This window comes from Sphingomonas sp. Marseille-Q8236 (assembly GCF_965112005.1).
Window position 1 is genome coordinate 1 of the sequence record NZ_CBCOPO010000003.1, and the last position, 26,469, is coordinate 26,469.

Genomic DNA, 26,469 nt, shown 5'->3' on the forward strand with positions numbered 1-26,469 from the left:
GGACCTTGGCGTAGCTCATGGTCACGGGTAGGGGATCGTAGAGTCCGTCGTTGTTCCAATTCATCTTGGAAAGCGCCAATGCCGCCATAGCCGTGTCATCCCACGAGCCATGTCCGGCGTGGCGCACAAGCCGGATCGGCTTGGGAGTTCCCCGCCCGCCCTGAAGGTGCGGCCGCTTGCCCAAGCCGTCTACCGCGCCGTGTATCCAAAGCAGCGCGTCTCGTGGGCCGAGCTGTACCAGCGTTCCCCGTTTGACCGGATATGCGGCGGCCTGATTGCGGCGTGGATTGTTGGGGTCCTGCTCCCACCAGACACCACGCCACCCGACCTCATCAACGACTTGGATGAGATCGACCGCTTCGCAGACCGGTAGCGCTTCGAAGCAACCAGCGATCTCGTCGCTTTTGAATTCGGTGGTCTTGTGGATCATCACGCGTCGAGGTGAGCGTCCCCCGTGTCGTCGCCTGTAGAGTTCGAGCGACCGCGTGATCACTCGGAACATCTCGGCACGAGACAAAAACGGGTTCTCCCGTTGTACCTGAATTTCATTGGTATCAAACGCGATAAATTCTAATCCGGCGCCGTCCTCATCGAAAACCTGACTGCAGCAGGTTACGAAACGTGGACTACCGCTGTCGTCATTACGAACGGCATAGGAAATGCCGATGAAGGCCGTTTCCGCCTTGGTGTCAGCCAACTTCCAAGGAATGCCGCCAGCCTTGGCATAGATTGCGAGGCCGATACGCCACATCACGCTCGCTCGACATGAATAGGAGAGCGCGCGCCCTTCACGCACGATCTGGATCGGCATCCCGCGAATTGCTGCAAAGGCCTTCAGATAGTCGTGCAGGTCGAAGTCATCGTCGTGGCCGAAGAAGGCGGCCTCCCAGCGATCGGGCAGGTAGACGAACAGAACGTCGAACTCCGTGCGAAACGCCTCCAAGCAGCGAACTGCTTGGATAAGGCGGTCGGCCAGCAGAGTATGCGGCGCCGGGCTCGCGGCGAGATCGGCGTCCAGTGCCGGCTCAAGTTCGACACGGCACTTGGCCGGTGCCGCGGTTACCCGCGTGTTGAACACGGCCGAGAAGCCCGGCCACTCGGGAAGATAATCGGTTCGTTCACGTGGCGAAAACGTCCGGTGGAGCTCTTGCATGAAGCCGAACAGGCGGGTGGACTCTCCGGCCGGCGCAATGGTGGCAACCCGAATGGGACTGGGCACCTGCGAGGCGGAAAAGGGACCAAACCTCTTGAGGCCGCGTAGCGGATGAATATCTCGATCGCCGCTGCGCTCAGGATGGAAGAGGAGTTCCGGCTCCGGATACCAGACGTGGGGCGAAATTTCGCTGCTCATGGCGTCACCCTGAACGAGAACGCGGTTCGTCGCCCGACGGCGAACGAAGCGTCGATCCCATCTCCAATCCCCAGTGCCCGCACATTCTCTCCGGCAAACAGTCCCGTCCAGAAATCGATGAGCTTATCCGCATCCCGGTTGTAGCGGCGCGCTGTTCGCTCGCGCGCAAAGTCGGCCGCCTTGGCCCGGCTTGCGGTTGAGCCATCGTCGTCCGTATCGATCCGGGGCTCAACCAAGAGCCACAAGCGGTCGTCCGCCCAATCCAAGCGGACCGCTACTCCCTCCCGCCATCGTACCTTGCCGCCGTCGATCCGACCTTGGAGCGGTCCCACCAAGCTGCGCAGCGACCCCCAATGCTCATCTGCCGGGTCGTGCGGTGCCAGGATATGGACGTTGCGCCGCCGCTGGGCATCAAGCCCATGTACACTGCACAGCCCACGAACCAGCGCCTCTCGCAGCAGGCCTCGTTCACCGGAATCGTAACGCAGTCGCCGATCCTCAAAGACGGACAGATCAAAGTCCGTGATATCGTAGGGGGCGAAGACGCGGCGAAACTCCTGGTCCGAGCCGAACCCAATGACTCCCCCGCTGGTGCGGGTAGCAATCAGATCAGCCTTCGCCGCGAGTATTGCATCCCGGACGTCTGCCGCCCCACCAATTCCACAAACGACGCGGCGGGCGTTTGTCGGTATGGATTCGACCTCGATCCCATTTAGTCGGACGAGAGGCCAGTTATGTTTGCCGGTCAGCGCCGGGGCGGCTGTCCACCAGCGTTGCTTCTGACCCAGGCTGTCGAGCGCTGTCGAGTCGAGGTCAGGCAACAGACGCACGAGATCGCGAAGCGCTTCGTCCAAATTCTCGATACGGACCAGCCCGCTGTCGACGCCAACCGCCTGGGCGCGTTCGAGCAGCTGGTTGACGCGTTCGAAGGGTGGCTCCTCGCCGCGATGCAGCCAAAACAAGCCTCCCGGGAAGGCGCCGGGGCGTTCGAGTGCTGCCTCGAGCGCATCCATAATGGACGCATCGCGTCCGCTATACCCCCCGACGACCAGACCGGATCGGCGGCAGGAATCGACGAGCACCTCTCTGAGCTGTGCATCCTGCTGCCTGAGCTCGTCGGGTGTGTTCTTGAGCCGGCGGGACCGGAAATCGCCGTGCAGCTTGACCTCGATAGGCCATTGCTGCGCTGCAATCTGCTCGGCTGCCAGATCAGGCGCATCAAGGGCCACGACGCTGAGCGACTTGGTGGTGCCATAGGTTTGTGCGCAGGCATCCGCGACGAGGTGATCGAAGTTGGTGGTCCAGATCAGGTGAGCATGCCCCGCCTTTAGCAGGGCAGCGAGCGCTAGGTGGCCATAAGCAGGCTTTGCGCCGCCGATCATGCCATCGATGAACGTTCGACGGTCCTTCTCGGCGGGATAAGCTGCTTCGAATAGCGCCGCATATTCGTCCGGAGCACCGGGGACTGGTAAGCTGCCCGATCCGCTGACATGGGCGTCGAGCAACGCACGCACACTCGGATTGCCGGTGTCGGCGATGGTCGAAAGCGGCACCCGCCGCTGCGCCGCATAGAGGATCTGCTTGAACTGCCAGATCATGTCCCATGCGGTGGGCACGCCCGCAGAGACAGACGCACCCGCGCCCAGAAACCACATGAGCTGACCAGGTCGCAGCGCGAAGCGCCGTGCGAAGTCATCACTATCTATCTCAGGTGCCAAGCCATTCCCCTCCCGGGCCACGCTAGCCAACTCAGGCCGCCTGTAAAGTAGAGGCAGCCAGCGTTGTGAGATCGGTCGGACTGAACCAAAACACCCGCTTCTCGAAATCTGCCGGTTCTCGTCAGTGCCGCAGGAAGCCGTCAGCTCTAGGCACTGGCCTGGGGCGATCACATATAAGACTGTATGAGCACTTTTCTGCTTCCGTTATCCGAGTTCAACCGCATCCATCAGGTGATCCACGGCACGATCAAGGACGAGGGCAATCCCGGCAAGGCGTGCACGCTCTTTGCCTGCATCGGCGCCTTAATCTTGAACAAGCATTACAAGATACCGGCCAGGGCGGTAGCCGGAGGTTTTGCGCTATGCGTCGAACCCGAGAAGGTCATGTTCTTCGGGCGGGATGGGGGAGGTACCGTAGAGTTCGACGAAGACGGCTTCCACATGTGGGTCCAAACCGAGACCCACGTGATCGACTTCATGTCTCCCTTGTACCAAGAAGCGTTCCAGGACGTGCAGCAGGAAGTGGCCATTCCACGCCGAATGTTGCAGAAGCGGCTATCCGATGAAGCACCCGACCTCAACCAGCTAAAGAAGGCCGGCGACTACTTTACGATGCCCGATCCGGAGCTGAGCGAGCGCTTGATCGATCACGTCCTAGACCGGCCTATCAACACCGATATTATCCACATCGCTGAAACATGGTTCGGCACGCGTCGAGGTAAGCAGAAGCCATCGCTGACGATCGGCAGCAATGACGGGCTGGTTCGTGACCTGCGGCTGCCGGCGACCGTCGCGCGAGGAGCTTGGTAAGCCATGGCAGTTGCACGATGCCGCTCCGGTTCGCCTAGCCCATGGCCCCTGCGATGCCGCTGATCGGCACAATTGATCCTGCATGGAAGGACATGTCCAAATACGTAGTCCACTTCGCCAAGGAGTCTAAGTTCAAATCGGCCTATGATAACGCAATTGCGATCCTGTACGAGCGGCGCATTGTCGCGATGAAGGCGTTCGGTGCCGGACGCCATCTTCCGCACGCCAAGCGCTCGGTCTGTTTTAGTGAGGTGCCGCTTCATCACTTCAAGCGCCTGGCTGACGCGCGAGGTCAGCACGGGATCGGCTTTCGCAAGGAGTTTCTGGTCGAGCGAGGCGGCGGGCCGATCCTCTATGCCTATAAGGATACGCCGCAGGCGCAGGCGATCAATGCCCTGGTCCATAGCGCAGCCGGCGATCCGGCCGCTCCGGTCTGGAATTTGGCGCCCTTTGTGGACTTGCCCGGCACCTATGGTGTCTCGACCTACCTTTTCGAGTGGGAGCGCGAGTGGCGACACGTCGGCGACCTACCGTTTGCAGAGACGGAACCGGCGTTCCTAATTATTCCCGAAACGCTCCACGATGCCGCCAGAGGCTTCTTCGCCTCCGCTAAGCTCGATCATGTCGGCCCGAGCTACGAGTGTCCGTTCATCGATCCCTACTGGAGCGAAGACAGGATCGAGATGGCGTTGTCGGGCTGAGCGCTTGGGTGTTGAAACGGATCTCAATCGGTTGCGCTGTCTGGATGTAAGCGTTGTCGGCACGGCAGGCGAGACTGCACGGAACGACCGACAAGCTTTGCTCACCACGGAGATCAAGCGTGACCTGCATCTACTGTCCTTCCGACGGCCCTTATACTGAAGAGCACGTCGTCCCGGCGGGCATGGGCGGTGACGACGGCAAGTGGTTGCTGAAGGATGTCGTCTGCGGGGTCTGCAATACTGACGTTTTCTCTCCCATGGAAACGAAGGTAATGCGCGCCTCTCCTCTGGCGATCGCCCGCTTGTTCAAGCAGACCCGGTCACGAAAGCGGGGCAAAAGGACTGCCGCGCCCTCTATTTACGCGCCGGTCAGTTACTTTGATGATCCACAGTCCGGTCTGCTTCTTGAACAGGAGCTTGGCAGCGGAGGCCAGTCAATGGTTTGGCCGCAAGTGAACTACGTACCGCCCGAACGGATGACTGTCAGCGCGACCGACGCGGCGTCGGCGAACGAGTTGATTCGCGATCTGGGGCACTCGCCGACCTGCTTACGCTTTGTGAAAAGCTGCGGGACGGTGTCGAGGTGCGTTACCGTCTGACTTTCTTGCGCTGGGACGGCGTCGCTTACCAGCCGGGCGAGGTCGACAGCGCCGCAGCAGCGCCGCGCGGGGCCGTCTGGCTCGAGCCGCTCGAGTACCCAAATACCGAAACAACCGGAACTCTTACCGCGCGTGTCTTTCGTAGGGGCAGGGGGGCGATGACTTGCCGGGCGGAAGATGTCGAGGCTGTCGCCAGCCTGCTAACCCTAATCCGTCAAAACCACCCGAAGCTCGTCGTCCCCGCTGACGCCACCTCAATCAGTACCGACACGCCCGGAATCCATCTTCGCCAGACCATGGATCCCGTTGCCTATGACAGAGTGCTGGTCAAAATAGGCGTAAACGTCTGTGCTCATCTGTTTGGAGACGCAGCTGTTCGGACGCCAGCATTTGCCAGCGCCCGAGACTATGCGCGCTACGGAACTGGCAGCGTCGTTCAGCTTTCGATCGAGGAAGCCAAGAAATTTACCGAAGCTTTCCCGGTGCTCGCACACCATCATCTGCTCCTGGTCGCCACCAAGACACCGGAGGGCGAAAAACCTGGCTGTGTCATGATCACCATGCAGTTCTACGGGGGGCTGACGCATTCCTATTTGCTTGCCGTGGGCGACGTGGTCCCGAACGCCGCAGACCCAATCTTCGTTGTAGTCGACTATGAAGCCAACGTGATCGAGCGTCACACTCCGGAAAGCTTTTCACGGTTCGCGAAGCGAAACGGTGCGACTTGGCGTCCTATCGACCTAGCTGGGGGGAGTAGCTAGGGTCTGGACTCGTTGATCGCAGCCAGGAGATGATGGTGGCCGCGAGGCGACGTCGGAGAAAAAGGCGTTTGGGCACCGATCGTAGCGGGAGCCGACACGGCGCCAGTCCTTCAGACGGCCGAACATGATCTCGATGCGGCTTAGTCGTATCTGAGCGACTCTTTACCCGACCTTCGACGCGGGATGCCGGGTTTAATGCCCTTGGCGTTAAGAGCATTCCTGACCCGACGGCGTCATAGCCGCGATCACTGAGCAGCCACTGCGCCCTTGTGCGGGTCGTCGAGCAGCGCCGCCGCACCGGTGTAATCGCTGACCTGGCCCGCGGTCATGAAGAAGCTCGGGCCGAAGAAAAGTCGTGAATGACCGCGTGTGGGATCGCGTCGCCCATGCTGATCTTTGAGGGTCTAATTATCTGGCCATCGGCGATTGCCGAGAAACTAAGCGACCCGAATGTTGAGTGCGATCAGATGATCGAACAGCTCCTTTGTTCGTGCGCTTGGAGGCACAGCCAAGGCTGCGTCCACGGCGGTACGACTGAGCAAGGTACGCCGTTGATCAGAGCTCCCATGGGTTGAATTCGGCGACGCGAGGCCGGAAGCGGCAATCGCAGCAGCGTCCTCCGCGCCGGACTCGCTTGCCTGAATGACCCTCAAGCTATTGCGGGCCACCGCGGGATCGAGCCGGATCATCGGCATGGCAGGTGGCGCGATCCGTGTGCGTGCCGCGAGCTTCTTCTCGGCATAGTATCGAACCTTCTTGCCATAGGTCGCATACATGCCACGCCGAAAGACAATGAGATCGTCCTCTGGCAACATTTCAACCTCCTGGGGAAGCATCAACGGGCGGCGCTGATCGGACAGCGACGTGGAGCCACCCCCGCCTCCCCAGGTCCCTATCGAGCGCGATCGTGATTTGAACGTGTACGTGCCAAGCTGCTCGGAGATATTCTTCGCATCGGACAGCCCTGCCGGGCGGAGGATGAGCCGCACGGCACAATTGCGTTCGATGTCGGCCGCCACCTTGTCGCCGTAGACGCCTTGGATCTGCTCGATCGATTGGAAGGCCGGAAGCAGCCGGAGACCATAGCCGGCGACGTAGCTGAAGGCGTTCGCCAGGACGGAGCACTTGCCGAGGCTGGCGAATTCGTCGAGCGCGAGAAGCACCTTCACCCGGTGCCGATCTCCCTTTGGCAGTTCGCGCACATTCAGGTCGACGAGCTGCTGGAACAGCAAGCCGTAGATCGGCGCGGCGCGATCGAGGTCGTCGGGCGAGACACCGAGATACAGCGAGATACGCTCATCTCGGAAGTCGCGCAGATCGAAGTCGCTTTCCGAAGTGGCGGCATCGACATAGGGGTTCAGCCACGCATTGACCTTGGCCGTCACCGACTGACGAAGCCCCGTGAACGTGTTCGCCGACGACGACGTGTAATCACGGATGGCAGATTCGCAGCCCCCAGACAGCGGCTTCCCGGTCGCTTTGCGCTGCTCGATGATCTTCGGGAACCGTCGCTGCGCGTCGCCAGCTGCGAACTGCCGGTAGACTTCACCGAACGTGAAGGGGAGCGCGTCTTCGCCATCGTCGGCCGTCGCAGCGATATAGGCCGTGACGCCAAGAAACGCCGTACGTGCCCCCTCGGCCCAGAACTTGTCGCCGGTCAGCGGATCGGGGAACAGCATGACCGCGATTTTCTGCAGTTCGTTGATCACCTCGACCGGATTGCGACGATCGATATAACTGAGCGGATTGTAGCGAGCCGTCCGTCCGGATGGATCAAGCGGGTTGAACAGGACGACACGCTGGCCCAGCTCCTTCAGGCGATAGCCGGCCGTGTTGTCCCAATTCTCCTGCTTAATATCGAGAACTACTAGGGAGTCGGGCCAGTCGAGCAGGTTGGGAATGATGACGCCAACGCCCTTGCCAGCCCTGGTCGGAGCCTCGAGCAGCACGTGCTCGGATCCGTCGAAGCGCATCACCTTTCCGCCGAACTTGCCCAGGACGATGCCTGCCTTGCCGAGCAGCTTGCCCTTGCGAACCTCGCCCGGCCGCGCCCAGCGCGCCTCGCCATGGAGGGTCTGCCGCCGGAAGAGCGAAGACGCGATCAGAAATCCGGTGAGCACCAGTCCGATCCCGAAACCGACGATGAACGGCTTGTAGATGATCGGATAGGCACGCATCGACCACAGGGCCGCCGGGACCTTCAGCCACGGTGTCTTGGCACTGAGAAGATGCGCGCGGCAGAGGACTGCGACGGCTCCGATCGCCGCGCTGAACGCAAGGCCGATCACCGTTAGAAAGATGATTGCGCCGGGTTGCGACCCTTCGCTGCTCCGGACCCACTTGCCGCTCACGCGCGACCCTCCTCAGTCTCGCGGCTTACCCGCCGGATCGAACCACACCTCCGTCATGCGATAGCGCGCAGGCTGCCCGTCTCGCGGGGGCAGCCGGTCCATTTGCACGACGATGTCCACCAGCGACCGCAGCAATGCTCTGATGTCATGGCGGTCGAGGTCGCTTCCGCCGTCCGACTCCTTCACCAGGAGCGTGAGCTGCTCGAGCGCGCCCTCGGCCGTATTGGCGTGGACGGTGGTGATCGATCCGGGATGACCGCTGTTGACGTTCCTTAGGTAGAAGAACGCCGTTCCATCGCGCAGCTCCTGGAGGAGGATGCGATCAGGGCGCATGCGAAGGGCAGACTCCAGCAACTCTTTTGCCCCGACCTTCTGCAGCCCCTTGCCGTCCTTGGCGTACATCATGTGGACGCGGTTGCGCTGCGGCACGACCAGCTCGCGCGTATCCTCGATCGTCAGGATCCGCTCATGGTCGGGGATCAGCTTGATGAGCCCCTTCGAAAAGCTGGTCTTGCCCGATCCTGTGGCGCCGGAAATCAGAATGTTCTTCTTCGCTTCCACGGCCAGTCGGAAGAACGCCTTCCAATCACCGGCCGCGCGCCGCGCGAGCAACGCCGCATCGATCTCCTCGTGAAGCCCTTTGGCACGCACCTCACTGAAAAGACCGGCCCGATCGAAATCGTCGAGGTCCATCGAGACACCGGATGCTTTGCGTACCGTGATCGAGATGAAGCCTTGCTCGACTGCGGGTGGAACGACGACCTGCGCTCGTTCACCGCCTGGAAGGACCGATGATACGATCGGATACTCAGCGCTGACATCCTGTTTGGTGCAGCCGGCGATGAGCCGCGAGAGCGTCATCAAAGACGAACTGTCGAGCGAAGGCTCCTCGTGCCACTCCCAACCCGCGCGAGTTTCCAGTCCAATCAGGCCGGGCTCGTTGATGACGAGTTCTGTGACGTCGGCGCGCTCCAGATGGCGAATGATCGGCGCCGCGTTATGAGCGTAGAGCAGCGAGGCTGAACCCGACGCCATATCAGCGCCTCAGGCGCACTTCGTAGACCGACCGAAAGTCAAAATCCTTCGCGACGAAAATAGCCGCCGTATCGCCTTGGTTCTTCTTCAAGACGGGCCTGATCTGCATCGTCTGTTGAAGAACGGTATTGGCGGTGTTGCCCGGAACCTGCGTCGAATAGGTTCCTTCCCCTTGAACCGCCCGGCTCGCGATGTTGGAGGCGTCCTCCAAGACCGAAATAACGAGGCCAAGGCCGAAGCGGGACCAGAATTGTGTATCAACCCCGCCCGGCAATCCCGCGCGCCCAAGACTGTCAGACGCCGGCGAACCAAGGTTGATCGCGACGCCGCGAGGGGTGAGTGCCCGGGTCCAGAGAACGAAAAGGCGCGCCTGACCTTGCGTGATCCCGCCTGCATACTGGCCGAGCACCTTCGTGCCTTTGTCGAGCAGCACGATGCGGCCGTTTTCCGAGAAGACGTCGTGATTGATGACGCATGACACAAAGCCCGCCTGCGTCGAGTTTATCGCCGTCTGCAGCGTGCAAGGGATGACGGTTCCGGCGCTGAGGAGGAGACTGCGGTCGCCCACCATCGTCGCGCGCACCGTCTGAATGCCGGAATGGCTCAGCTGGTCGCCGAGGTCCGTAGCGCCCTTTGCCGTTGCAGTGCCTTCGCCTTGGTCATTGAAGCCGCTCGCGCCGACATCACGACGAGCGACCATCGACCGCCCGGTCTGGAGGTCGCTGCCATCTTGGACCCCACCGGGATCCTGCGAAGCTCTCGTCGCGTCATTTGCCGATCCGGATGTTTCGGGGGTCGGACCCGTCGCACCGAACGCCATGATCGGCGATCGGCGCGCTGCATCCGCCATGATCCTTGCCTGTTCCGCGCGGCGCTGAGCGGGCGTCTGTTGGCCACTTGCGGTCGGACCCTGGTTCGCCACGACACCCGCCGCAGGATTCGCATTGCCGCTCGCGTCGACCGTCGGTGTCGCCGGCGTGATGGGACGACCGAAGATATCGGTTGCGGGAGCGCCAGGTTGGCCGAGCTGATTGGCGAGCGCGGCGCGCTGGACATTTGGATTGGCCATCACCTCGTCAACGCTGCGATCGCTAGCTTTCGCAGGCGCGGCAGCGTTGGTCGCGTTCACCGGTCGATGAAAGGCACCGTACCCGATGGCTATGCCGCTAATTGCGCCGACAAGCCCTATCCCAGCGCTCAGAAGGGCAATATTCCCCCAGCCGCCGCTACGCGCCACCATGGTGTCCGGCTGTTGCGATGCGATCGGCTCGGGGCCGATCGACCCGCCACGATCGATGATGGTCTCGGCCATGCTATTGGTCCTTCACCTTGCGCTCGACGACGTTGGACACGGTGCCGGTCCGGTCACCCCGGACGTTGCGGGGAGGGGCCTCGTTGAAGATGCACAGTACGGCGGTGCCGCGACGGAGCCGCAACTCCCGATACACCGCATGGATCACGACGAAATCCTCGCGCACGTCGTAGGGAACGATGGTTTCGGTACCATCGACGTCGACCGCGAAGATCGACGGAACGTCGGCATGACCCGGATATCGCAGAACAGTGAACTCACCGTTGTCCGATACCTCGCTAGGCTGCAGTGCCACGTCGCCCTGCACCGTATAGTTCAGGTTCCGCTGACCCTCGATCACGGCATGGTCGAGCGCCGCTGTGGTAATACCAGACTCGATCGCCTTGGCGGCCTGCGCCTCTGCGACCTGAGCCTGCAAAGCGGCGACCGCGCGCTCCTCGCGCAGATAACGAAAGCGGACGCCGTACATCGTGCCGGCCGTCCCCAACGAGAGATTGAAGTGATAGGTGCGAGCCACGCCTGCCGCATTGGTGACGACAATCAAATTGGTGGGCCCGGCGCGTTCCCGGGGCTTCAGGAACACGATGTTGGCGACCGGCGCGATCTGCCACGATACCGTATCCCCGAGCGCCGCCTGCGTGATCGTCTCACCGGGTCCAAATCGGATCTCGATGGCATGGCGGAAACTGCCGACGATCGAGACAACCTGATCGGGATCGTAATTGACGTCTCGCAACCGGGTGTCCTTCGACCCCGGGCGAGGGACCTCAGAGGCGGTCGCGGGACGAGGGATCATCGTCGACGCGATGAGCCCGACCGCTGAGAAGGCGACTAGCCGATGCCATATCCTTCCAATCCCTCGCCAGAACCGGCTCGTCGCGCCCGCTTTCGTCACGGTCAGCTTGCTCATCGAAGGCGACAGCCGCTCCTCGACCCTCCGACGCAGCGCCGGAAGGAACGGGACGACGACACGATCCGGGTTCACCCGGGAGTTCGATGGCTCGTTCATGTCACGCCTCCGGATCAGAGCGATAGTTGACGACCTGGAAGCCGAGCGGATTGATGTTGCGATCTTTCTCATGCTCGGGGGCTGTCGTGAATTTGAAGGTCAGGATGGCGTTCCAATTCTGTGCGATGGGAGCGCTCTGTCCGTAGGTAATGATCTTGGAATAGCGGACCTGCGCGACGGTCTGGCTGAGGAAGCTGATCGACCGGATCGAAATCGATACGAAGCCTTTGTCACCATAAATATTGGACGGTGCATTCCTGTTGCTTGACTGGACGCTGTTCAGATAACGCTGTGCTTCGTTCTGATCGCTCATCAGCATGACGGCATAGGCATTTTCGCGTGCTGCATCGTTGAGCCAGCCCTCCCGTAGCCGGACGTATTGCGCGATGAAGTAGCGATTGACCGCCTCATCGTAGGTGCGGGGCTGCGGTCCCTTCAGGGCCGTGACGATCTGGGTTTCACCCGAGGATCGGTCGACGCGGATCACGAACGGATCAACCGTCTTGAGCGGGGTCAGCATCGCGACGGCGGCCACCGCGACAATCGCCAATACCACCGCGACTGCCGCGATGATCCAAGCGAGCTTCTCGCGTCCTGCGGCAGCGCGGAAGCGATCGTATTCCCAGGTCCGTGACGTCTGAAAATACTCGTCCTTCTTCTCGGCCTTCACCGCCGGCATGGCGTCGTCCCCCTGATCAGCATGGAAGGTAGGATCGAGCGACGATCCGGTTTGACAGGCGGGGCTTGGCCGCCGGACCTAGGATCTCGCGGCCCGACGATGAGGAAGGCGTGCCCGAGCCTCGTAGCGTCGGGATCTCGGGGGCAGACGCAGGCTGTTGCGGTGGCGCGGAGCCGGATGGCGGGGCGATCATTGATCGTGCCGCCGCTTGCGATACAGGCACGGGGATCGGCAGCGTCGGAAGAACGCTGCCGTAGGCGTTCGCTGGCCGTCGATGCTTGCCGTCGCAGACCGCCGGCTTCTTGAGTTGCGCGCCGGCACATCCGCTAAGCGCGATCGTGCCGATCGCCACCAGGGCTAAGCCTCTCATACGATCTCCAATGCTGGTGATGCTGGATCCAGCGGCCTGGATCCGATCTGGACGATGCTCATCGCTATGGTCATGCCGCGCGATTGATCGAACCGCCGCTCGCCGCCCGATTGGCTGGAGTGGCAGCCTGGGTCGCGCGCCGGAACATCAGGCGATTGGCCATCATGTTCGCACCCGTCATCAGAAAGCCATGGCCGCTGGACGAGGCGCCGCCGGCGATCCCCGAGGCGATGGCGGGGGACTGAAAAAAGAAGATCGAGCCGACGATATAGATCGCTGAGCAGGAGATCGTCGCCACGACCATGACCCCGGCGCTGAGTGTCAGATACGTATTCTCGGTGGTGACAAAGATGGTACCGTCGCCAATTGAACCCAGGATGCCGTCCATCGCGGCCTCCTGCAGGCCGGTGATGAATTTCGTCATGATCGCCATGATGACCATCAGGAGAACGAAGTTGGTGGTCTGCTTCAACCAGCCATCGAACAGCCACCGCGAGGAGTTGAACAGTAAGCAGGCAAGAGCAAGTGGCGCGAGCGCAACGCAGATCGAAACGGACAGCTTGGCGAAGATGACGATGCAGAAACCAATCGACGCCGACAGAAACGCAAAGACGTATAGGATTGCGATGCAGATATAGGTGACCAATGAACACGTCAGCTGAATGAGCGGCGTCCGGAAGTCAGTCAGGCCGCGCGAAGCCTGCGCCTGGACCTTTGTATTCGCGTCGACCATTCGCTGACCGAGTTTGCCGGTGTCGGCAACATAGGTATCGAACGTCGTGCCCGGATTGGTGACTGGCGTCCCCGACCCTGCCGCGATGATCTGGGCTGGCAGGTCGGTCGCGATGTTGACGACAAAGGTCGTATAGCCGACCGCGCTGGCCGCCGCGAGCGCGAAGCCGACCTTTCCAGCTTGGAACACGAGCTCCCGGAGTGGCGCCTGGATAGCACCCCGCAGGACAGCGAAGCCGAGCAACAGGAAGTAGATCGTGGCCGCAAGTGCAAGCGGCGCCGCGACGAAGCTCACAAGGCCCGAACCGAAGGTCGCGACGGCACCGGCAATGGCACTCTCCACGTACCCATACATGGTCGTGAACAACGTCATGATGTTGGGAGCGGCCATGCTAAACCCGTCCTGATATTGCGAACCGACACCGCACGAGCATCACTTCCTCAGCGTGTTCGCCTTGAAGAAATCCGAATCCTTCTTGCCCGCCTGCATCTGTGCGACGGAGATGGTGGCCTCCTGCGTGGTCGCGCAGAACTCGGCCTTTCGCGCCGGCGAAAGCTGGCTGTATTCGCCAGTGTCACATTTGCCCTGCCACTCGGTCAGCAGCGATCGATCGGCGATAAGTTGCTTGGCGGTGGGAATGGAGACTTGCTGTTGGCACGCGCAGACGGTCAGTAGCCCACATAATGAAATGAACCGACGCATGTTACCTCCGGATCGTGTTGGCCTCGAAGAACGCTGACTCGTTGCGGCCTGCGGATACCAGCGCAGCACTTGCGGCCAGATTTGCCGCACCGGCTTGGGCCATCTGGACCGCCTGCATCTTGAGCATATCGTTCTGGAGCTGCGCCTGTTCGACCGCGATGCGCGCCTGCAGGTCCATGACATCCTTCGGATCGCGGGCGCTCGCCAATTGCTGGCGGAGCTGATCGAGGCCCTGGGTCCGTGCTTGGGTCACGTTCAGGGTGTTTTCGCCGAGTGCCGCGGTCGTCGCTGCGGCCCCCGTGGCGTTTCGCAACGCCAGATCATAGGCTGCGTCCGCGTCGGACGATCCGGTTCCTGAAAGACGGTACCTTGCCTGGATATTCGAGGCGAGGTTGCCGAGCGGCCCCAGCCTCGAAAGGTTGCCGGATAGCAACGTTGCTGCGTCGGTATTGGCGTCGGGGAGGAGGTTGCGCACCTGAGGCAGGTTCAGGGTCGAGGCGATCTCGCTCATGTTGGTGAGCTTCTGCAGCGACTGTAACTGGTTGGCGGCCGTCTGGATCTGCTGCCTTCCTTGGTCGACGATGGTCAGGGTTTGACGGGCGGTCTGCAACGCTTGGAGATACGTCGTCGTGTCGAACACCGGGATGCCCTGCGCCGCGACGGGCGCGGCGAGTCCGATCACCCCGACCGATGCTGCGAGGCCGAGCAAGGTCCGTTTGATCCGCATGTCAGCTTTTCCTCTCGTTAACGTAGAATAGTGGCAGCCAGTCGTTTGGATGGTCGCCGGCGACGGCGATCGCTTCATCCATGGCGATCAGGGTCTCTGCCCGTCCGGACAGGACTTTCAGCTCATCTGGCATGCCGCCGAGGTCGAGCTTGGCAACGATGGAGGTGTGGCCCTGCTTGACGAGAAAGCAGCGGCTCTCCGGCGTCAGATCCTCGCGGATCAGCCGGAACTCCGCTTCCGTCAGTCCCAGCCCGTCGCAATAATCGGAACGCTTCGCATCCGAGTTGGGCAGGAGGATCTTGGTCGCCGTCTGCTCAATGATCGAATGGGCGATCGGAGAGCGCAGCGCGTCCGCGGGTGACTGCGTGCCGAAGACCATGAACGCGTTGCGCTTGCGGAAGGTCTTCAGTCCGTCCTGCGCGAACGATCGAAAGGCTTCGTCCTGCAGCGCTTTCCAAAACTCGTCGATATCGACGACGACCCGCTGTCCATCGAGCAGCTCGTTCACCCGGTGAAACAGGTAGAGCATAGTAGGCGTGCGGATCTCCGGGTTCTCGAGGAATTGCGTCATGTCGAAGCCGACGAACCGTGCCGACAACGATACCTCGTCGACCAGGCCGTCAAAGGCCCAGCCTAGCGATCCGCCTTGGCACCACCGCTCGAGCCTGGCGCCGATCCCCTCGGCGTCCGCGTAGCCGAGCATCTCGCGCAGCGCGCCCATTGAGCGAGCGGATGAGGGAAGCCGCATGACGGCGTCGATGCCGTCATCGATGAGACGGTCTTCGGCAACCGTGAGTGGCCGGTTCTCACGACGAACTAGCACGCGGACGAATTGACGGAGGAAGGCGATATTCTCCGCAGTAGGTGGCAACCCCTTTAGCGGCGCAAAGCCGGTTGGCTCGCCATTGCGCAACGTCAGGTAGGTGCCTCCACAGGCTCGGACAAAAATTTCGGCGCCGCGGTCCTTGTCGAAGAATATCTGCCGTGCGCCGGTCTTTTCGAGCTGCGCCTGAAGGAAGTTCTGCAGCACGGTCTTCCCCGCACCGGTCGGGCCGATAATCAGCGTGTGCCCGATGTCGGCGCGATGAAAGTTGAACCAGAAGGACGACCCGGCGCGCGTCTTAAGCAGCGTGACCGCCTCACCCCAATGGTTGCCCGATCGGCGTCCTGCAGGAAACGTGTAGAAAGGGCTCAACGCAGCAAAATTGCGACTGTTGATCACCGCTGGACGTGCCCGCATTCGAAAATTGCCCGGCAGCTGTGCCCAGAACGCCGCCTCGAGCGCGACATCTTCGCGCGCCATGACCATCCCGGTATCCGCCGCGGCCGAGCGCGCGATCGATAGCCGCTCGAGCAGCCGTTTCGGATCGTCGTCGATTACCGAGATCGACAGGTGATGCTCACCCATGACGAACCTGTTCGCCATGAGTTCGTCCTGGCCGTCCAGAAGCTCGATCGCTTGGCTGACGCCGGCATCATCCGACGACGTCATCTGCTTGTATTTCTTGGAAAAGCGCTCGCTAGCGGCCTGTTTTACCAGCGGGGCGAAGCTCTGCGTCAGCACAAAGGGGAAATCGAGCTTGAGCAGGCTGTTGAACTGCCCTGTTCGCGTGCTCGCGACATACTCGCGGACGCCGAACATCCCGAGATAATGCGACTTGTGCGGCAGCCGGATCTCGGCCGCTTCCCGGCCGAACACCACGCGGGATTGGTACAGCGCCTGTCCCAGACGGCCATCCAGCAGGGGCACGCGGATGCGGTCGCCCGTCAGAATGAAGTGCAGCACCTCCATGGGCTTCGAGAACAGGATGCCGTCATGTTCATAGAGTGACAGTGGCTCGGGGGCGGCGTCCGCCAGCAGCGTTTCAAAGTCGCGGCACTTGTCCGCCATGATCGCCAACGCGCGCGTGTCGAGTTCGTCGGGGCTACTCCGTCGTCCAAAGAAGCGCGCTACCTGGTCGCCGGCCATGCTCGATGGCCGCACGATGACCGCAACATAGAACTCGTTGTGGTAGAGGACCTTCTCCCTCAACGCCTCAGAGTAGCGATCTTGCAGCCGCCGGGCGAAATCCGAATGGAAGTCACCGCCGAGGACCGGATCGGTCGCTGTTCGAACGAGATGCGTCCACAATGCGACACGATCGTCACCGATCGATCGCCAGGTGATGTTGAGCTTGGTGTGCCAGGTGTTGAGGTCGGCGATATCGCTCGTCTCGAAGGGCCGTCCGTCGACGCGATATAGTCGCATCAGCGAGCCGTCTTCGAGGGCTACGACTGTGTCGTCGACGTGCCGGGTGTAGGGGATGAACTTGACGTCGTCCGTCTCGCGCACGGCAACGCGCTTGTGCTGCAGCCGGGTGTCAGTCATTGCCGAACTGCTTGCGTCTAACGGCCTTCCCGAGGCGGACGGGAGAATAGCTCCCGCCACCCCAGAACTTCCGGTTCTTCGACAGGAAAACCGTCTGGAACCAAAGGCCCCACAACCGAAAGGCATTGTAGTCGTAGTGGACGACCATCCGCGCCGGGAAGTAGAGCGCGCCGAACAATGCCAGGGGATAGAACGGGTTATGCATGATCCCCCACAGGACCATGCAGACCATGATGATCGGCATGATCGCCTCGAGCGGCAGTCCCATGAAGACCGACGGCCTGGTCAAGGCGAGGAAGACCTTATCTTCCGCCAATTTGTCGGCTTCAGCCACCCGAGCTCATCCAGCCGACGATCGTCGTCGCCGAGAAGATGATGCCAATGCCGATCAGCACGGTGACGGCGCGTCCCCAGTCCATGCGGCCCGTTAGTTTCGCATAACCGACTGCCATGACCGCGATCACACCGACGACGCCGGCAACCGTAACCATCCAGTCCTTGATGGTGTTGAGCCCGCCTTCGATTGCGGTTCCGCTACTCTGGGCAAGTGCCGGCTGCGCGATCGCGGCGAGAGCAATCATGCCGGCGACGCCGATCAGTTGCCGGGCACGACGATCGGACATCAGCCTGCCCATGTTCGACGTAAACTTCATAGGGGTCTCCATCGCTAGCTCTACCGCTCCATGTCGGATCGGATCTGGATCGGCTCGACCTGTCGAACCGGGGTCGGCTCACGCACTGAAACCTCGAACCCCCGCCGCAGCACGTCCGAAATCATCTGTCGGCTTTCGAGGTTAGCGGTTGCCATGCGGCCCGCATCACCGCCGAAGACCTCGCCGATATGGAGCTCCATCGCGGCCTGTGCCTCGCGCGCGCCGGCGAGCCGTGGATCGGCCGAGACGCGATCGATGGTCCCGTTCAGAAAGATCTCCGCCAGTTCTTCGCTCTCGCGCTGTCTCGCACTCGCGTCGCGGTCCTGACGTTCCCCGACAGTCGGCTCTCGGTCGATCAGCGTTCCGCTGCCGGCGGCCGAATGCTTCGTGCGGGCGGCGTCTTCTAGTTCATCGGCAATGGCGCTGGTGGCGCGCTGTGGCTCGCTTGCCTCTAGATGAGGGGTTTCGCGGTGCATCCCCGATCGCACGCGAGCGATCGCGTCGGCGATTTCGCCATGGCTTTCGTCGACCATGTCCAGTGAGCGCAACCGGTCCGGCCCGTATCCCACCTGCTCGAACGCCGCAGCCAGCGTTGGGCTCTCGAGGGCGCGCTCCAGAGACGTGTTTACTGCCTCGCGATTATGATCGAGGCGCTCCGATCGAACGTCGCGATCGAAAGCATCCATGCCTGGACGCAGGGGCGCATCGAGACTTTTGCGGTCCTCGATATGCCGGCTGACCGTGAGGAGGAGCTTTCGGTCGCCGCTCGATAACGCGTTTCCGTCATCGTCGCGCAGCGCGCCGCGGCCATCCGCCTCCGGCGGAGTCATCGCTGCCTTGGGATGTGTTTCGCCGACAATGTCAATGCGCGGCGGGGCAGCGGCTCCCTGCTGAGCGTCGCGCTCGCGGCGCTCCTTCGATGCGCGTCTGGCCTGCTCCACGCGCTCTTGCTCGTTGAAGCTGGGATCGTAGCCACTGACCCTAAGTCCTTCGCGGGTCGCGGCCTCCCAAACGGCCTGCCGAAACTCCGGCGACCCGTCGACCGCGATGCGATCCCAGCCGCTATGCTGCGCGATTGTCACGAGGGCGGCCACCGTCTCGGCGTCCTCACTTCGCGCAACGATGCGATCGTTCGTGATCTCGATCGAGGGTCCATCGCGATCAGTGGGCCGGAAGAGACCGATCCGCTGCTCGCCATCGGCACCGTCAACGACACGAACGTCGTATCGCCCGGCCAGGGCCGGTGGTAGCTCGAAGCCGGCCGGCTCGGCTGGAACCACAGGCATTCGGTCGTCCCGGACGATGCTGTTGGCGCCGCTCATTTGAACACCGTGACTGTGGTCGGCGAAAGCGGGCCGACGACCCATTGGTCTTGGGCTGTCAGCGTTGGGTGTGCCGCCGAAGCCGCGCGTGTCGCCGCAGCAGTGTCAACTCCTGGCAGGGCTGGAGCGGTTTCAATGGACCCCAGGTTCACCGCGGCTGACCAGACGCGGCCTGCATAGCCGTTGCGTAGACCACGGGTGAGGGACCCGGTGTTGTACATCGAGTACGTCGCAGAGATCGCGTCCAACCCCGAATAATGCCGGGCGGCGGTGTCGTAGCTGCGCTGCAGGATCACCGAGGCAAGACGAAGATTATTGCATGGCTCAAACACGCTCTCGATCGTCACGCCGAGACGGGTGAAATTTGCTGAGTTGATCTGGGCGAGGCCGACGTCGACCGTGTAGCCCGCCGCGATATAGCGGCGTACCAGCGCCGCTCCCTCCGGAACTGTTCTTGCGCGAACACGGGGACCCTTGTTCACGTTTATCTGCAACGGCTCGCCGCCGCTCTCGGTGAGGACGAGCGGCACGATCGCTTCGGTCGCGATCTCGGGAGCGCAGGCTTTCGCCAAGGCGATGATGGCCGGTACGTCGTAGCTCATTGGGACGTCACCGTCTGGTAGCGCGTGTCGAGCTGGTAGCGTGCCGTCGTTCCATCTGACTTAGAGACGGTGAGGCTGTAGCCATGTTTCGTTTGACGCGTCCGGATGCCGACGCCGATGCAGCTGGGGAACACGCCACCGATCGCGAGATGCTGCCAGAGCTTCGTAATTGGTGGCACACAGGCGGGATAGGTCGTCGGCGAGCCCGGTGTCGCGAGACACAGAACGACCTGACAACCCCAGTCGGACGCGCGTGCCGGCTGTGGCACCGCGATCGCCAACACGCCGGCAAGGGGGATCACGACGCCCGCTGCGCTCTGCGAGATCGTCTTGAGAGTCCGTGCCAGCATCATCCACCTCCTTGAAGCGAACGAGGACCGGTCGTCGCGAAGACGTCCCACGCCGCAGGTCTCGGCTCGGCAACCGACCCCTCGGGGACCGCGTCCAGCTGCCTGGTTCCGGCGGGTTGCTGCCCGCTACCGTTCCGCGCGACGTCCAAGAACCAGTCTTCGCCGTCCTCGATGTGCTGCGTCCGGTCTATGGTCTGTCCCGGGCGGGCGAACGCGACGTGCCAGTGATTGGAATGCCCTTGATCGCCTGGGCCAAGGAGCTCGATGATCCGGATGCCGTGCTGGGCCATCAGTGCCCGGATCCGGCAACGATCGATCGTCCCGACGCCGCCAGCCGGCACGAAGTCGACGGCTTGTCCGACTTTGTGCCAGCTGTAGCGGGCCCCATATGTCGCATTCGCCGGTCGGATCGTATCGGTGACGCGGGCGCCGAACGCCTTGCGAAGCAGGCTGACCACATCTGATACGCTTTCGGTACCGGCGAGCGGCGATCCGCGGCCGCCATCGCCGACACGCGCGAGACTGCATGGATCAAACACCGTCGATGGAGTGACCCCGAAGGTCGTAAAATGGCGCCCCGCGATCTGGAGCGGACCCGCGGTGAAGTCGGCCCTGAGGGCGAGAAGGTCGCGTACCGTCGCTTCCGCATCCGCGAGGTTCTGCGGCTCTCGCAGCAAGGTAGCGCCGCTGATCACGGCAACCGGAAAGGACCCCGCCGAGATTGGCTGAGCGGGTCCAACCATGGCTGCGCAGAGCTGGATTGCCTTCGCTGTGAGTGCCGCTGGAAGCATGATGCTCCGTCCATCTGGTGCAGTCCAAATAAACTCTAAAACGAAAATGACGCAAGATGGAAATTCGGCAGAGTCGCTTTAACGGCCTTCCTGGGTGCCGGCGGTTGCGTGGTCAGGCCGGTCTTCGACGCGCACCGTGTTGCTCGGAGCCTATGGTTGACCTACAGAATTCGCGCCCGGCACACGGTGGCGCTGGCGCCGTTCATCGAGAGGAGGGCAGGGGTGGGAAAAGTCGTCGCGTTCCTCGCGGAATGCCAAGGATCGGCGACGATCGACGATCAGAAGGCCGCCATGAACTCCGAGGCGCTCATCGTCGTTGCGGGCCGTCAGAGCTTCAACAAGCTGGGCGATCTGCTCGCACGCAGCGGTCTCCAACTTGAGGCCGGCGACAGGGTCGTGGTTTATGATCTGTCGTGTATCACACTTTCCACCCCGACGTTGATCCGCCTTATCGACCGGATGCTCCGCCGCGGCATCGCGTTCGAGATCGTAGCGGCGGGCGTTGTCATCGAACCCGCACCTGACGACAAGCTTCACGCGCTGATCCGCGCCCTTGATGGGCACCATCGTTATTTGCACGGGTTAAAAACACATCCCGAGACAGCGTCGCGGGGGCGCAAACGGCTTCTCGACCCAGATGATCTGCCTGCGATCAAATCGAGGCTGGAGTCACCGGGGGCGACGGCAACCGATGTCGCCCAGGAGCTACGCGTGTCGCGCTCCACCTTGTTCAACTTTCTCGAACGGTACGATCCCGACCGGGTCAGAAGGAGCAAGAAGATCAGCGACGGGGGTGATGAGGATATTAGAAAGCAGCGTCATCTCGCGTAACGTCACGCAGTCTGACGTCGCGCCCATGATATCCTTGATGCGCTGCACGGAAAGTGTCGCCCGCGCCGCCAGGACTTCAACAGAGAGCCCGGATCGATCTGCCAGCGCCGCGATCCTCAGACCGAAGCGACGTCGCATCGCTTTACCATCGCTCACGCCGACACTCCATACGATAGACCAGATACCGCTTTGTCCGGTTGCTCGAAGCAGTCGATTGCTACCCAATTGGATTTAGGAGGCCAGCGTAAAAGGAACAACGCCGTGTTTGGATGCAAGAAGCGATTAATTCGGAGTGATTAGGTTCCTAGTCGTTGTTCGGACGAAGCAAATCCCACACATCGGTGTCGAGAACTTCGGCAATCTTCGCCATGAGATCGAGCGTCGGATTGGCCTGTGCGCGCTCGACCTGCGAAATGTAGGCGGCCGTGCTGCCGGTCCGCTCGGCGAGTTGGGCTTGCGTCATGTTGTGAGCAAGGCGACGCTGTTTGAGCCTTCCGCCGAAAAGCTCGGCGAGAGGCAGCCTGACGTTATCGGCGATGATTACCTTTGGCATGATGCAGCGCTACCAAGTTTTTCGTGTAAGTCCCACAGTCTGCATCGAGGCGCGGCGCTCAACGCAGGATCACGGCAAGGCTGGGCCACGCCCGCAGGACGCCACGCTTCGTCAATGCTCTTGCGGCGCACGTTGGGTCCAGTGGGCCGCTAGACCGATGTCGTTGTCCAGCCCGTCCGGTAGTCAAAAAAGCTCCGGTCGGGCTAGGCGAGTGCCGCTCTCGTGTTCGACATAGCGCGCTGCGATCCGGAGGCCATGTGAGGCGGCGAACGCATCCAGCGCGGCGCGAGCGCGGTTGGCGTCCTGTTCAGCGATCGATGCGCGGAGATAGGCCCGGACGAACGTACCTCAGTGCTTGATGAACGGTCTTGTTATGTCCAGTCCTTTTTGAACGTCGTTTGACGGAAACGAGACTGAGCGCGCTCCAGTCTTTCAGAGGTATGCCCAAAAGACTGGCTGGGTCGATTTGCTAAGTTTGGCTTCTTAGGGAACGCCGCGAGGGACTACGCCGGACGAAAGCGCCGTGACACGGTGGGGTTAGCCGAACCGGTGTTGAGCGCGTAGTCGCTCCGGCGTGCTTTTCGGCTAAGTGTATGTGCCGACGGAGTGATCGCAAGCTCAAAGCCCGCTGGGTCGATCCAAACAACCTCATTATCCCGCAGTACGGGTACCACGGCATAGTGCCCGCGTTGTCCGTTGGTGCCGGTCAGCACGGCGTCAAACTGCGCAGTCGGCTTGTCCTCGGTGGCCTTCCTGGCGAGTGACCTCTGCCACTCGAGGAAGCGCTGCGGATCGATGAACGCGTCCGGTTCGGGGGCTGGTTCAGCAGATGTCAGCCAGCGATTAAAGTCGGCGCGGCGGTTCGCGCCTTCATCCCGTGTCTTCGCCAAACCCTGAGATAGACAGAAGGCGATGAATGGATCGTGCGTACCCCAGCGTAGGAGTTCCCGTGCCCAAAAGCCGAACCACGGAAGACCGGTCGTAGCCTTCCAATCACTCAAGCTAGGGATGGCTAACGGATCGGCTGCCCCCAGCGACCAAGCCTGCGCAACGACGGCTCCCAACGCCATACCAAGACGGTATTCGAGGTTGTCGGCGACGAAACGCTGCCAAGATCGCAGTTGATCGGGGGCAGGGGGTGTTACATCAGGTTCGTTGAGGCACCACCCAAGGACGTCATTCCAGCGGTCAAGCAGACGCTCATCGGTATCGGTCCGGCGGACGCGGAAACCGTAGCCGCGATCGTCCTTGATGAGATCGCCGATCCGCTCGAACACGTCGATCCGTTCTTCTGGACTAGCGGTCCCGTAGTTTACCGCCTTGCTGATTTCCGCAAGTATCGCGGTCGCTACTCCCTCGAACCGGCGACCAATCACCGGTGTGAAGCCAAATTGGTAGAGGCGAGTGCGTTCGGCACGGTCAGGGTAGAGCTGGGTGACTACGCCGGAACCGCGACGAATAAATGCTTGTTCAAGCCATGCTTCTTGGGCGGTTGCTGTTGCGCTGAACGTGCGCTCCCAAACGCTTTTCAGATGTGCCTCGATCTGCGCGCGCGACATTGCAGCAGTATCGCTTTGCTGAAGTTCCTCCACGGCCGCCAACGCCAAGCCATCAAGCTCATCCATGGCATCCGCAAGTCGGGCACGAGGGTCGGTCGCTCCAGTGCCGGCTGCTGCGCTGACGGTCGTGGGCGCCGTCGCCTCGAGCCAGTTGAGGAAGTCGTCTGGCGATACCTGCAGCAGCCGATGCGCGCGATCCCAGATCAGTTCCAGCAGCATCGCCAGGGGGCTGGGCACACTATCGGCATCACGCTCTTCTATTACAAGCGCATCACGCAGCTGGTCGTATTCCGTACTCAAGGTTGCCAGCTGACGACGCTGTATGGGGCGGCTCGCAGTGGCAGTGGTTGAAATTTGGCGGGGCAGAGCGACCAGGGTCAGTCCTTCAATCCCTCGCGATGCACCAGGTCGCCCAGCGCGTCCGGCAAGATTGCGAAACTCCGCCGTACTAAGCGGAGCGATGATCTGCTCCTCCTCGACTGGATCCCACGATGTGCGCTTCAGTGAGGTCAAAAATATGAGATCGAACGGAAGATTCACACCCTCCGTCAATGTCGCCGTCGCGACCGTTATCGGGCAAATACGCTGATCGATCATCTCCACCATCAACCGACGGAGACGCTGCGGCATCTGACCGTGGCTGGTGGCAATTCCCCGTTCCAACAGGAAAAGCTCGAAGCTATCGGCTCCACAATAGTCCTGACAAGCGGCTCGCGCCTCGTCAAAGCGCTCACCACGGCGGCCCCGGGGCGGCGTAAAATTGACGATCGCCTGCCAAGCTGGCAGCTCAAGCGCTTCTTTGTACCAGCGCATCGTTTGTTCGGGCTCTTGCGCGACCGAGATCAGGATGCGCTGATCCTCCTCTACGAGATGCAGGGCGGTCCACAAAACGCTCAACGTGTTGAAGCGATTGAGGCTGTTGCGCCACTGCGAGCGAAGCTGAGGCATCGGTGCAACGCGGAGGGGAAGATACACCGGGTCTTCCTCGCCCCGGAGGTAAAGCGGGCGGCCGTTCATGAGGTCGAGCAGGATACGACCTGATGCGTTCGTTGCGGTCTCCAGCACCCCGATAACCTGGCGGGTGCTGCGATAGCGGACGCCAACGGCCTGAGCATCCCCGCGGCCTTCGATCCAGCGCGCAACGGGCTGTGCGGCCCCCCCCTGCAACGGCGGTGAGCGCGATGCGTACGACCTCCGGCTGTCGCGCGACGATACGCGAAACCAGCGTCTCGAGCCGGATGGCCCGATTGCTATGCTCCGCGAAGCTTACGCGGGTGGACTCGTCAGCGTCGGGTACGACCTGATGGGCTTCGTCAATAATGAGGAGTTTGATGCGCGCTATGAGGATGGGCCCGAGATAGCGCATCAACGCGTCAGCCTTCTCGACCGTAGCGATAAGCACCACCGGACGGTCGGTCGTCAGCCAGGCATCCGTGATGCCCCAGTCGGCGCCACCATACAGACCCGTAATCAGGCACTCTCGACCAAGCTCCGAGGTCAGTTTCGCCTCGACCTCGTTCGCCAGCGCGCGAGAGGGAACGATATAAAGCGCCAACGGTCCGATCGCTGCGGGCTCCGCACGCAGGAGCAATTCTTTGACGATCGCCATGTTGGCCACCAACGTCTTGCCTGATCCGGTCGGCGTGCAAAGCGCGAAGGAGTCGTCGCGTAGTAGCCGTTCCAGTCCCTGCAGCTGCGATGTCCAAAGGATACCGCGCCCGCGACTGAATTGGTCACGCGCGTAATCGGTGAGCTTGGAAAGCCGCTCTGGCCGGAGCACAGCTAATGCGCGCAGGGGTTTGTAGATGGAGGCGGCAACGAAGCGATCGGCCACATCCCGGATCAGGGAAAGAACGAGCGCTGCATCGTCGCTGAAGGTCCGAGCTGCCATCTCGTCGAGCGCGCGCAACTTGGCCATTGCGCGATCCAGGCGTGGATCGTCACCGCGGCGGAGGCAGTCGGCGATGAGGCCGACAGTGCGAACTAATTCGATGGTGAAGTACCAGGTGACGCGATCGCCATCCTCGCCGGCTTCGTCGGATTCGAGGAGCGCGGTTGCGAGCAACGTTCCCTGGTCAGGCTGGGTGAGATGTGGGTGCTCGCTCCAGAAATTAGCGGCGCGCGCGATGACATCGTCGAAGTCGGCGCGCAGGAAGGCAGCGAGCAGGCTGACCCCATCCTGATCGGACGGCACCTGGGCGAGCAAGCCGGCTGCCATCGCCGGCAAACCGCCAAGTTGGTAGGCACCGGCCGCGAGCAATTCGATTGGTACGATCGTGCGCAGGCCGTCATCTGCCCGCGCCAACCACTCAAGCAGTTCGCCCGTGCGGCGATAGCAGTCGATAGCGCCAGGGCACGTCGGCCCATCCACTGTGCGGAAAATGTGCGCCGCATGAAGAAGACGGCGCGCGTCACTCAGCTGACTCTCAGACTCACGCGCCGACCAATGGATCGTGGGAACCTGCCAGGTCGTCTGCAAGCAACGCACGAAGGCGCGAGCCTGTGGGCGGGATAACGCGTTTTCGATGGCCAGCGAAGTGCGAACTTGCTCTGCGACGGCACGCCGCATCTCTTCGGACATG

At 61.9% G+C, this 26,469-nt stretch carries 24 protein-coding genes and 2 pseudogenes; 5 read left to right on the forward strand and 21 right to left on the reverse strand.

Features of this window, described 5'->3' with window-relative positions; translation table 11 throughout:
* Both ACWPWT_RS18970 and ACWPWT_RS18975 read right to left on the reverse strand, forming a co-directional pair.
* Positions 1-1,351: argonaute/piwi family protein (locus ACWPWT_RS18970; protein ID WP_454281012.1), on the reverse strand; the 1,351-nt coding region annotated here is incomplete at its 3' end.
* Positions 1,348-2,949 (reverse strand): SIR2 family protein, encoded by a 1,602-nt coding sequence (locus ACWPWT_RS18975; RefSeq protein WP_206362708.1) that lies wholly within the window; start codon positions 2,947-2,949, stop codon positions 1,348-1,350. The genes ACWPWT_RS18970 and ACWPWT_RS18975, both read right to left, overlap by 4 nt.
* Positions 2,950-3,252: 303 nt before the next feature.
* Between ACWPWT_RS18975 and ACWPWT_RS18980 the strand changes: the two genes are divergently transcribed.
* The 4 genes from ACWPWT_RS18980 (at position 3,253) to ACWPWT_RS18995 (ending at position 5,940) form a co-directional block, all read left to right on the forward strand.
* Positions 3,253-3,879, forward strand: a complete 627-nt coding sequence (locus ACWPWT_RS18980; RefSeq protein WP_043061313.1) for a DUF2026 family protein — start codon at positions 3,253-3,255, stop codon at positions 3,877-3,879.
* A gap of 53 nt (positions 3,880-3,932) precedes the next feature.
* Positions 3,933-4,580: an abortive infection system antitoxin AbiGi family protein gene (locus ACWPWT_RS18985; RefSeq protein WP_043061332.1), complete on the forward strand. Its 648-nt coding sequence runs from the start codon at positions 3,933-3,935 to the stop codon at positions 4,578-4,580.
* A 119-nt stretch (positions 4,581-4,699) separates the two neighbouring features.
* Positions 4,700-5,179, forward strand: coding sequence for a hypothetical protein (locus tag ACWPWT_RS18990; RefSeq protein WP_043061312.1), 480 nt, complete (start codon positions 4,700-4,702; stop codon positions 5,177-5,179).
* Positions 5,164-5,940 (forward strand): hypothetical protein, encoded by a 777-nt coding sequence (locus tag ACWPWT_RS18995; protein ID WP_043061311.1) that lies wholly within the window; start codon positions 5,164-5,166, stop codon positions 5,938-5,940. The genes ACWPWT_RS18990 and ACWPWT_RS18995 overlap by 16 nt, the downstream gene beginning before the upstream one ends.
* Here the strand turns inward: ACWPWT_RS18995 and ACWPWT_RS19000 are convergent.
* The 16 genes and pseudogenes from ACWPWT_RS19000 to ACWPWT_RS19075 form a co-directional block, all read right to left on the reverse strand.
* Positions 5,912-6,275, reverse strand: a pseudogene (locus tag ACWPWT_RS19000) (transposase); the annotation flags it as partial. The gene ACWPWT_RS18995 and the pseudogene ACWPWT_RS19000 overlap by 29 nt on opposite strands.
* 102 nt (positions 6,276-6,377) lie before the next feature.
* Positions 6,378-8,291 carry a type IV secretory system conjugative DNA transfer family protein gene (locus tag ACWPWT_RS19005; RefSeq protein ID WP_061780304.1) on the reverse strand — a complete coding sequence of 638 codons (1,914 nt, stop codon included), beginning with the start codon at positions 8,289-8,291 and terminating at the stop codon, positions 6,378-6,380.
* A 12-nt stretch (positions 8,292-8,303) separates the two neighbouring features.
* On the reverse strand, positions 8,304-9,326 hold the full coding sequence (virB11, locus tag ACWPWT_RS19010) for a P-type DNA transfer ATPase VirB11 (protein WP_043061310.1): 1,023 nt from the start codon (positions 9,324-9,326) through the stop codon (positions 8,304-8,306).
* Position 9,327: 1 nt separating this feature from the next.
* A complete protein-coding gene (virB10, locus tag ACWPWT_RS19015) occupies positions 9,328-10,638 on the reverse strand; it encodes a type IV secretion system protein VirB10 (RefSeq protein WP_061780303.1) in 1,311 nt (436 codons plus the stop codon).
* Position 10,639: 1 nt separating this feature from the next.
* A complete protein-coding gene (locus ACWPWT_RS19020) occupies positions 10,640-11,434 on the reverse strand; it encodes a TrbG/VirB9 family P-type conjugative transfer protein (RefSeq protein WP_043061500.1) in 795 nt (264 codons plus the stop codon).
* 214 nt (positions 11,435-11,648) lie between these two features.
* The gene (locus tag ACWPWT_RS19025) at positions 11,649-12,326 is read right to left on the reverse strand and encodes a virB8 family protein (protein WP_043061486.1); all 678 of its coding nucleotides are present in this window, start codon (positions 12,324-12,326) and stop codon (positions 11,649-11,651) included.
* A gap of 440 nt (positions 12,327-12,766) precedes the next feature.
* A complete protein-coding gene (locus ACWPWT_RS19030) occupies positions 12,767-13,819 on the reverse strand; it encodes a type IV secretion system protein (RefSeq protein ID WP_241769379.1) in 1,053 nt (350 codons plus the stop codon).
* A gap of 42 nt (positions 13,820-13,861) precedes the next feature.
* Entirely contained in the window at positions 13,862-14,131 is a 270-nt protein-coding gene (locus tag ACWPWT_RS19035; RefSeq protein ID WP_043061485.1) for a hypothetical protein, read from the reverse strand.
* Position 14,132: 1 nt separating this feature from the next.
* Complete coding sequence (locus ACWPWT_RS19040) at positions 14,133-14,858, reverse strand: type IV secretion system protein (RefSeq protein ID WP_043061484.1); 726 nt, start codon at positions 14,856-14,858, stop codon at positions 14,133-14,135.
* A gap of 1 nt (position 14,859) precedes the next feature.
* Positions 14,860-17,226 carry a VirB4 family type IV secretion/conjugal transfer ATPase gene (locus ACWPWT_RS19045; protein ID WP_043061483.1) on the reverse strand — a complete coding sequence of 789 codons (2,367 nt, stop codon included), beginning with the start codon at positions 17,224-17,226 and terminating at the stop codon, positions 14,860-14,862.
* Positions 17,219-17,560: a type IV secretion system protein VirB3 gene (locus ACWPWT_RS19050; RefSeq protein WP_082049400.1), complete on the reverse strand. Its 342-nt coding sequence runs from the start codon at positions 17,558-17,560 to the stop codon at positions 17,219-17,221. The genes ACWPWT_RS19045 and ACWPWT_RS19050 overlap by 8 nt, the downstream gene beginning before the upstream one ends.
* Positions 17,553-17,879: a TrbC/VirB2 family protein gene (locus tag ACWPWT_RS19055; RefSeq protein WP_052814291.1), complete on the reverse strand. Its 327-nt coding sequence runs from the start codon at positions 17,877-17,879 to the stop codon at positions 17,553-17,555. Before ACWPWT_RS19055 ends, ACWPWT_RS19050 begins: the two co-directional genes overlap by 8 nt.
* A 20-nt stretch (positions 17,880-17,899) precedes the next feature.
* On the reverse strand, positions 17,900-19,201 hold the full coding sequence (locus ACWPWT_RS19060; protein ID WP_061780302.1) for an LPD7 domain-containing protein: 1,302 nt from the start codon (positions 19,199-19,201) through the stop codon (positions 17,900-17,902).
* Entirely contained in the window at positions 19,198-19,803 is a 606-nt protein-coding gene (locus tag ACWPWT_RS19065; RefSeq protein WP_043061480.1) for a lytic transglycosylase domain-containing protein, read from the reverse strand. Before ACWPWT_RS19065 ends, ACWPWT_RS19060 begins: the two co-directional genes overlap by 4 nt.
* On the reverse strand, positions 19,800-20,153 hold the full coding sequence (locus tag ACWPWT_RS19070; protein ID WP_043061496.1) for a hypothetical protein: 354 nt from the start codon (positions 20,151-20,153) through the stop codon (positions 19,800-19,802). The genes ACWPWT_RS19065 and ACWPWT_RS19070 overlap by 4 nt, the downstream gene beginning before the upstream one ends.
* Positions 20,153-20,830, reverse strand: coding sequence for a muramidase (locus ACWPWT_RS19075; protein ID WP_246358229.1), 678 nt, complete (start codon positions 20,828-20,830; stop codon positions 20,153-20,155). The genes ACWPWT_RS19070 and ACWPWT_RS19075 overlap by 1 nt, the downstream gene beginning before the upstream one ends.
* A 270-nt stretch (positions 20,831-21,100) precedes the next feature.
* Here ACWPWT_RS19075 and ACWPWT_RS19080 point away from each other — a divergent pair, with 270 nt between their 5' ends.
* Positions 21,101-21,775, forward strand: coding sequence for a Hin recombinase (locus tag ACWPWT_RS19080; protein WP_240456340.1), 675 nt, complete (start codon positions 21,101-21,103; stop codon positions 21,773-21,775).
* A 304-nt stretch (positions 21,776-22,079) separates the two neighbouring features.
* Here the strand turns inward: ACWPWT_RS19080 and ACWPWT_RS19085 are convergent, their stop codons facing one another.
* From ACWPWT_RS19085 to ACWPWT_RS19095, 3 genes and pseudogenes are all read right to left on the reverse strand, one after another.
* Complete coding sequence (locus tag ACWPWT_RS19085; protein WP_043061479.1) at positions 22,080-22,328, reverse strand: helix-turn-helix domain-containing protein; 249 nt, start codon at positions 22,326-22,328, stop codon at positions 22,080-22,082.
* A 183-nt stretch (positions 22,329-22,511) separates the two neighbouring features.
* A pseudogene (locus tag ACWPWT_RS19090) lies at positions 22,512-22,649 on the reverse strand (recombinase family protein); the annotation flags it as partial.
* 2,025 nt (positions 22,650-24,674) lie between these two features.
* A complete protein-coding gene (locus ACWPWT_RS19095; protein ID WP_232479914.1) occupies positions 24,675-26,468 on the reverse strand; it encodes a DEAD/DEAH box helicase in 1,794 nt (597 codons plus the stop codon).
* Position 26,469: the final 1 nt, after the last annotated feature.

Excerpts from the sequence above, each read along its gene's own strand:
- ACWPWT_RS19025 (WP_043061486.1), bottom strand. The coding sequence starts at position 12,326 with ATGCCGGCGGTGAAGGCCGAGAAGAAGGACGAGTATTTTCAGACGTCA.
- ACWPWT_RS18980 (WP_043061313.1), top strand. The coding sequence starts at position 3,253 with ATGAGCACTTTTCTGCTTCCGTTATCCGAGTTCAACCGCATCCATCAG.
- ACWPWT_RS19070 (WP_043061496.1), bottom strand. The coding sequence starts at position 20,153 with ATGCTGGCACGGACTCTCAAGACGATCTCGCAGAGCGCAGCGGGCGTC.
- ACWPWT_RS19020 (WP_043061500.1), bottom strand. The coding sequence starts at position 11,434 with ATGATCCCTCGTCCCGCGACCGCCTCTGAGGTCCCTCGCCCGGGGTCG.
- ACWPWT_RS19045 (WP_043061483.1), bottom strand. The coding sequence starts at position 17,226 with ATGACTGACACCCGGCTGCAGCACAAGCGCGTTGCCGTGCGCGAGACG.
- virB10 (WP_061780303.1), bottom strand. The coding sequence starts at position 10,638 with ATGGCCGAGACCATCATCGATCGTGGCGGGTCGATCGGCCCCGAGCCG.
- ACWPWT_RS19060 (WP_061780302.1), bottom strand. The coding sequence starts at position 19,201 with ATGAGCGGCGCCAACAGCATCGTCCGGGACGACCGAATGCCTGTGGTT.
- ACWPWT_RS19095 (WP_232479914.1), bottom strand. The coding sequence starts at position 26,468 with ATGTCCGAAGAGATGCGGCGTGCCGTCGCAGAGCAAGTTCGCACTTCG.
- ACWPWT_RS18975 (WP_206362708.1), bottom strand. The coding sequence starts at position 2,949 with ATGATCTGGCAGTTCAAGCAGATCCTCTATGCGGCGCAGCGGCGGGTG.
- ACWPWT_RS19055 (WP_052814291.1), bottom strand. The coding sequence starts at position 17,879 with ATGAAGTTTACGTCGAACATGGGCAGGCTGATGTCCGATCGTCGTGCC.
- ACWPWT_RS19035 (WP_043061485.1), bottom strand. The coding sequence starts at position 14,131 with ATGCGTCGGTTCATTTCATTATGTGGGCTACTGACCGTCTGCGCGTGC.
- ACWPWT_RS19065 (WP_043061480.1), bottom strand. The coding sequence starts at position 19,803 with ATGAGCTACGACGTACCGGCCATCATCGCCTTGGCGAAAGCCTGCGCT.
- ACWPWT_RS19040 (WP_043061484.1), bottom strand. The coding sequence starts at position 14,858 with ATGCGGATCAAACGGACCTTGCTCGGCCTCGCAGCATCGGTCGGGGTG.
- ACWPWT_RS19085 (WP_043061479.1), bottom strand. The coding sequence starts at position 22,328 with ATGCCAAAGGTAATCATCGCCGATAACGTCAGGCTGCCTCTCGCCGAG.
- virB11 (WP_043061310.1), bottom strand. The coding sequence starts at position 9,326 with ATGGCGTCGGGTTCAGCCTCGCTGCTCTACGCTCATAACGCGGCGCCG.
- ACWPWT_RS18985 (WP_043061332.1), top strand. The coding sequence starts at position 3,933 with ATGCCGCTGATCGGCACAATTGATCCTGCATGGAAGGACATGTCCAAA.
- ACWPWT_RS19030 (WP_241769379.1), bottom strand. The coding sequence starts at position 13,819 with ATGGCCGCTCCCAACATCATGACGTTGTTCACGACCATGTATGGGTAC.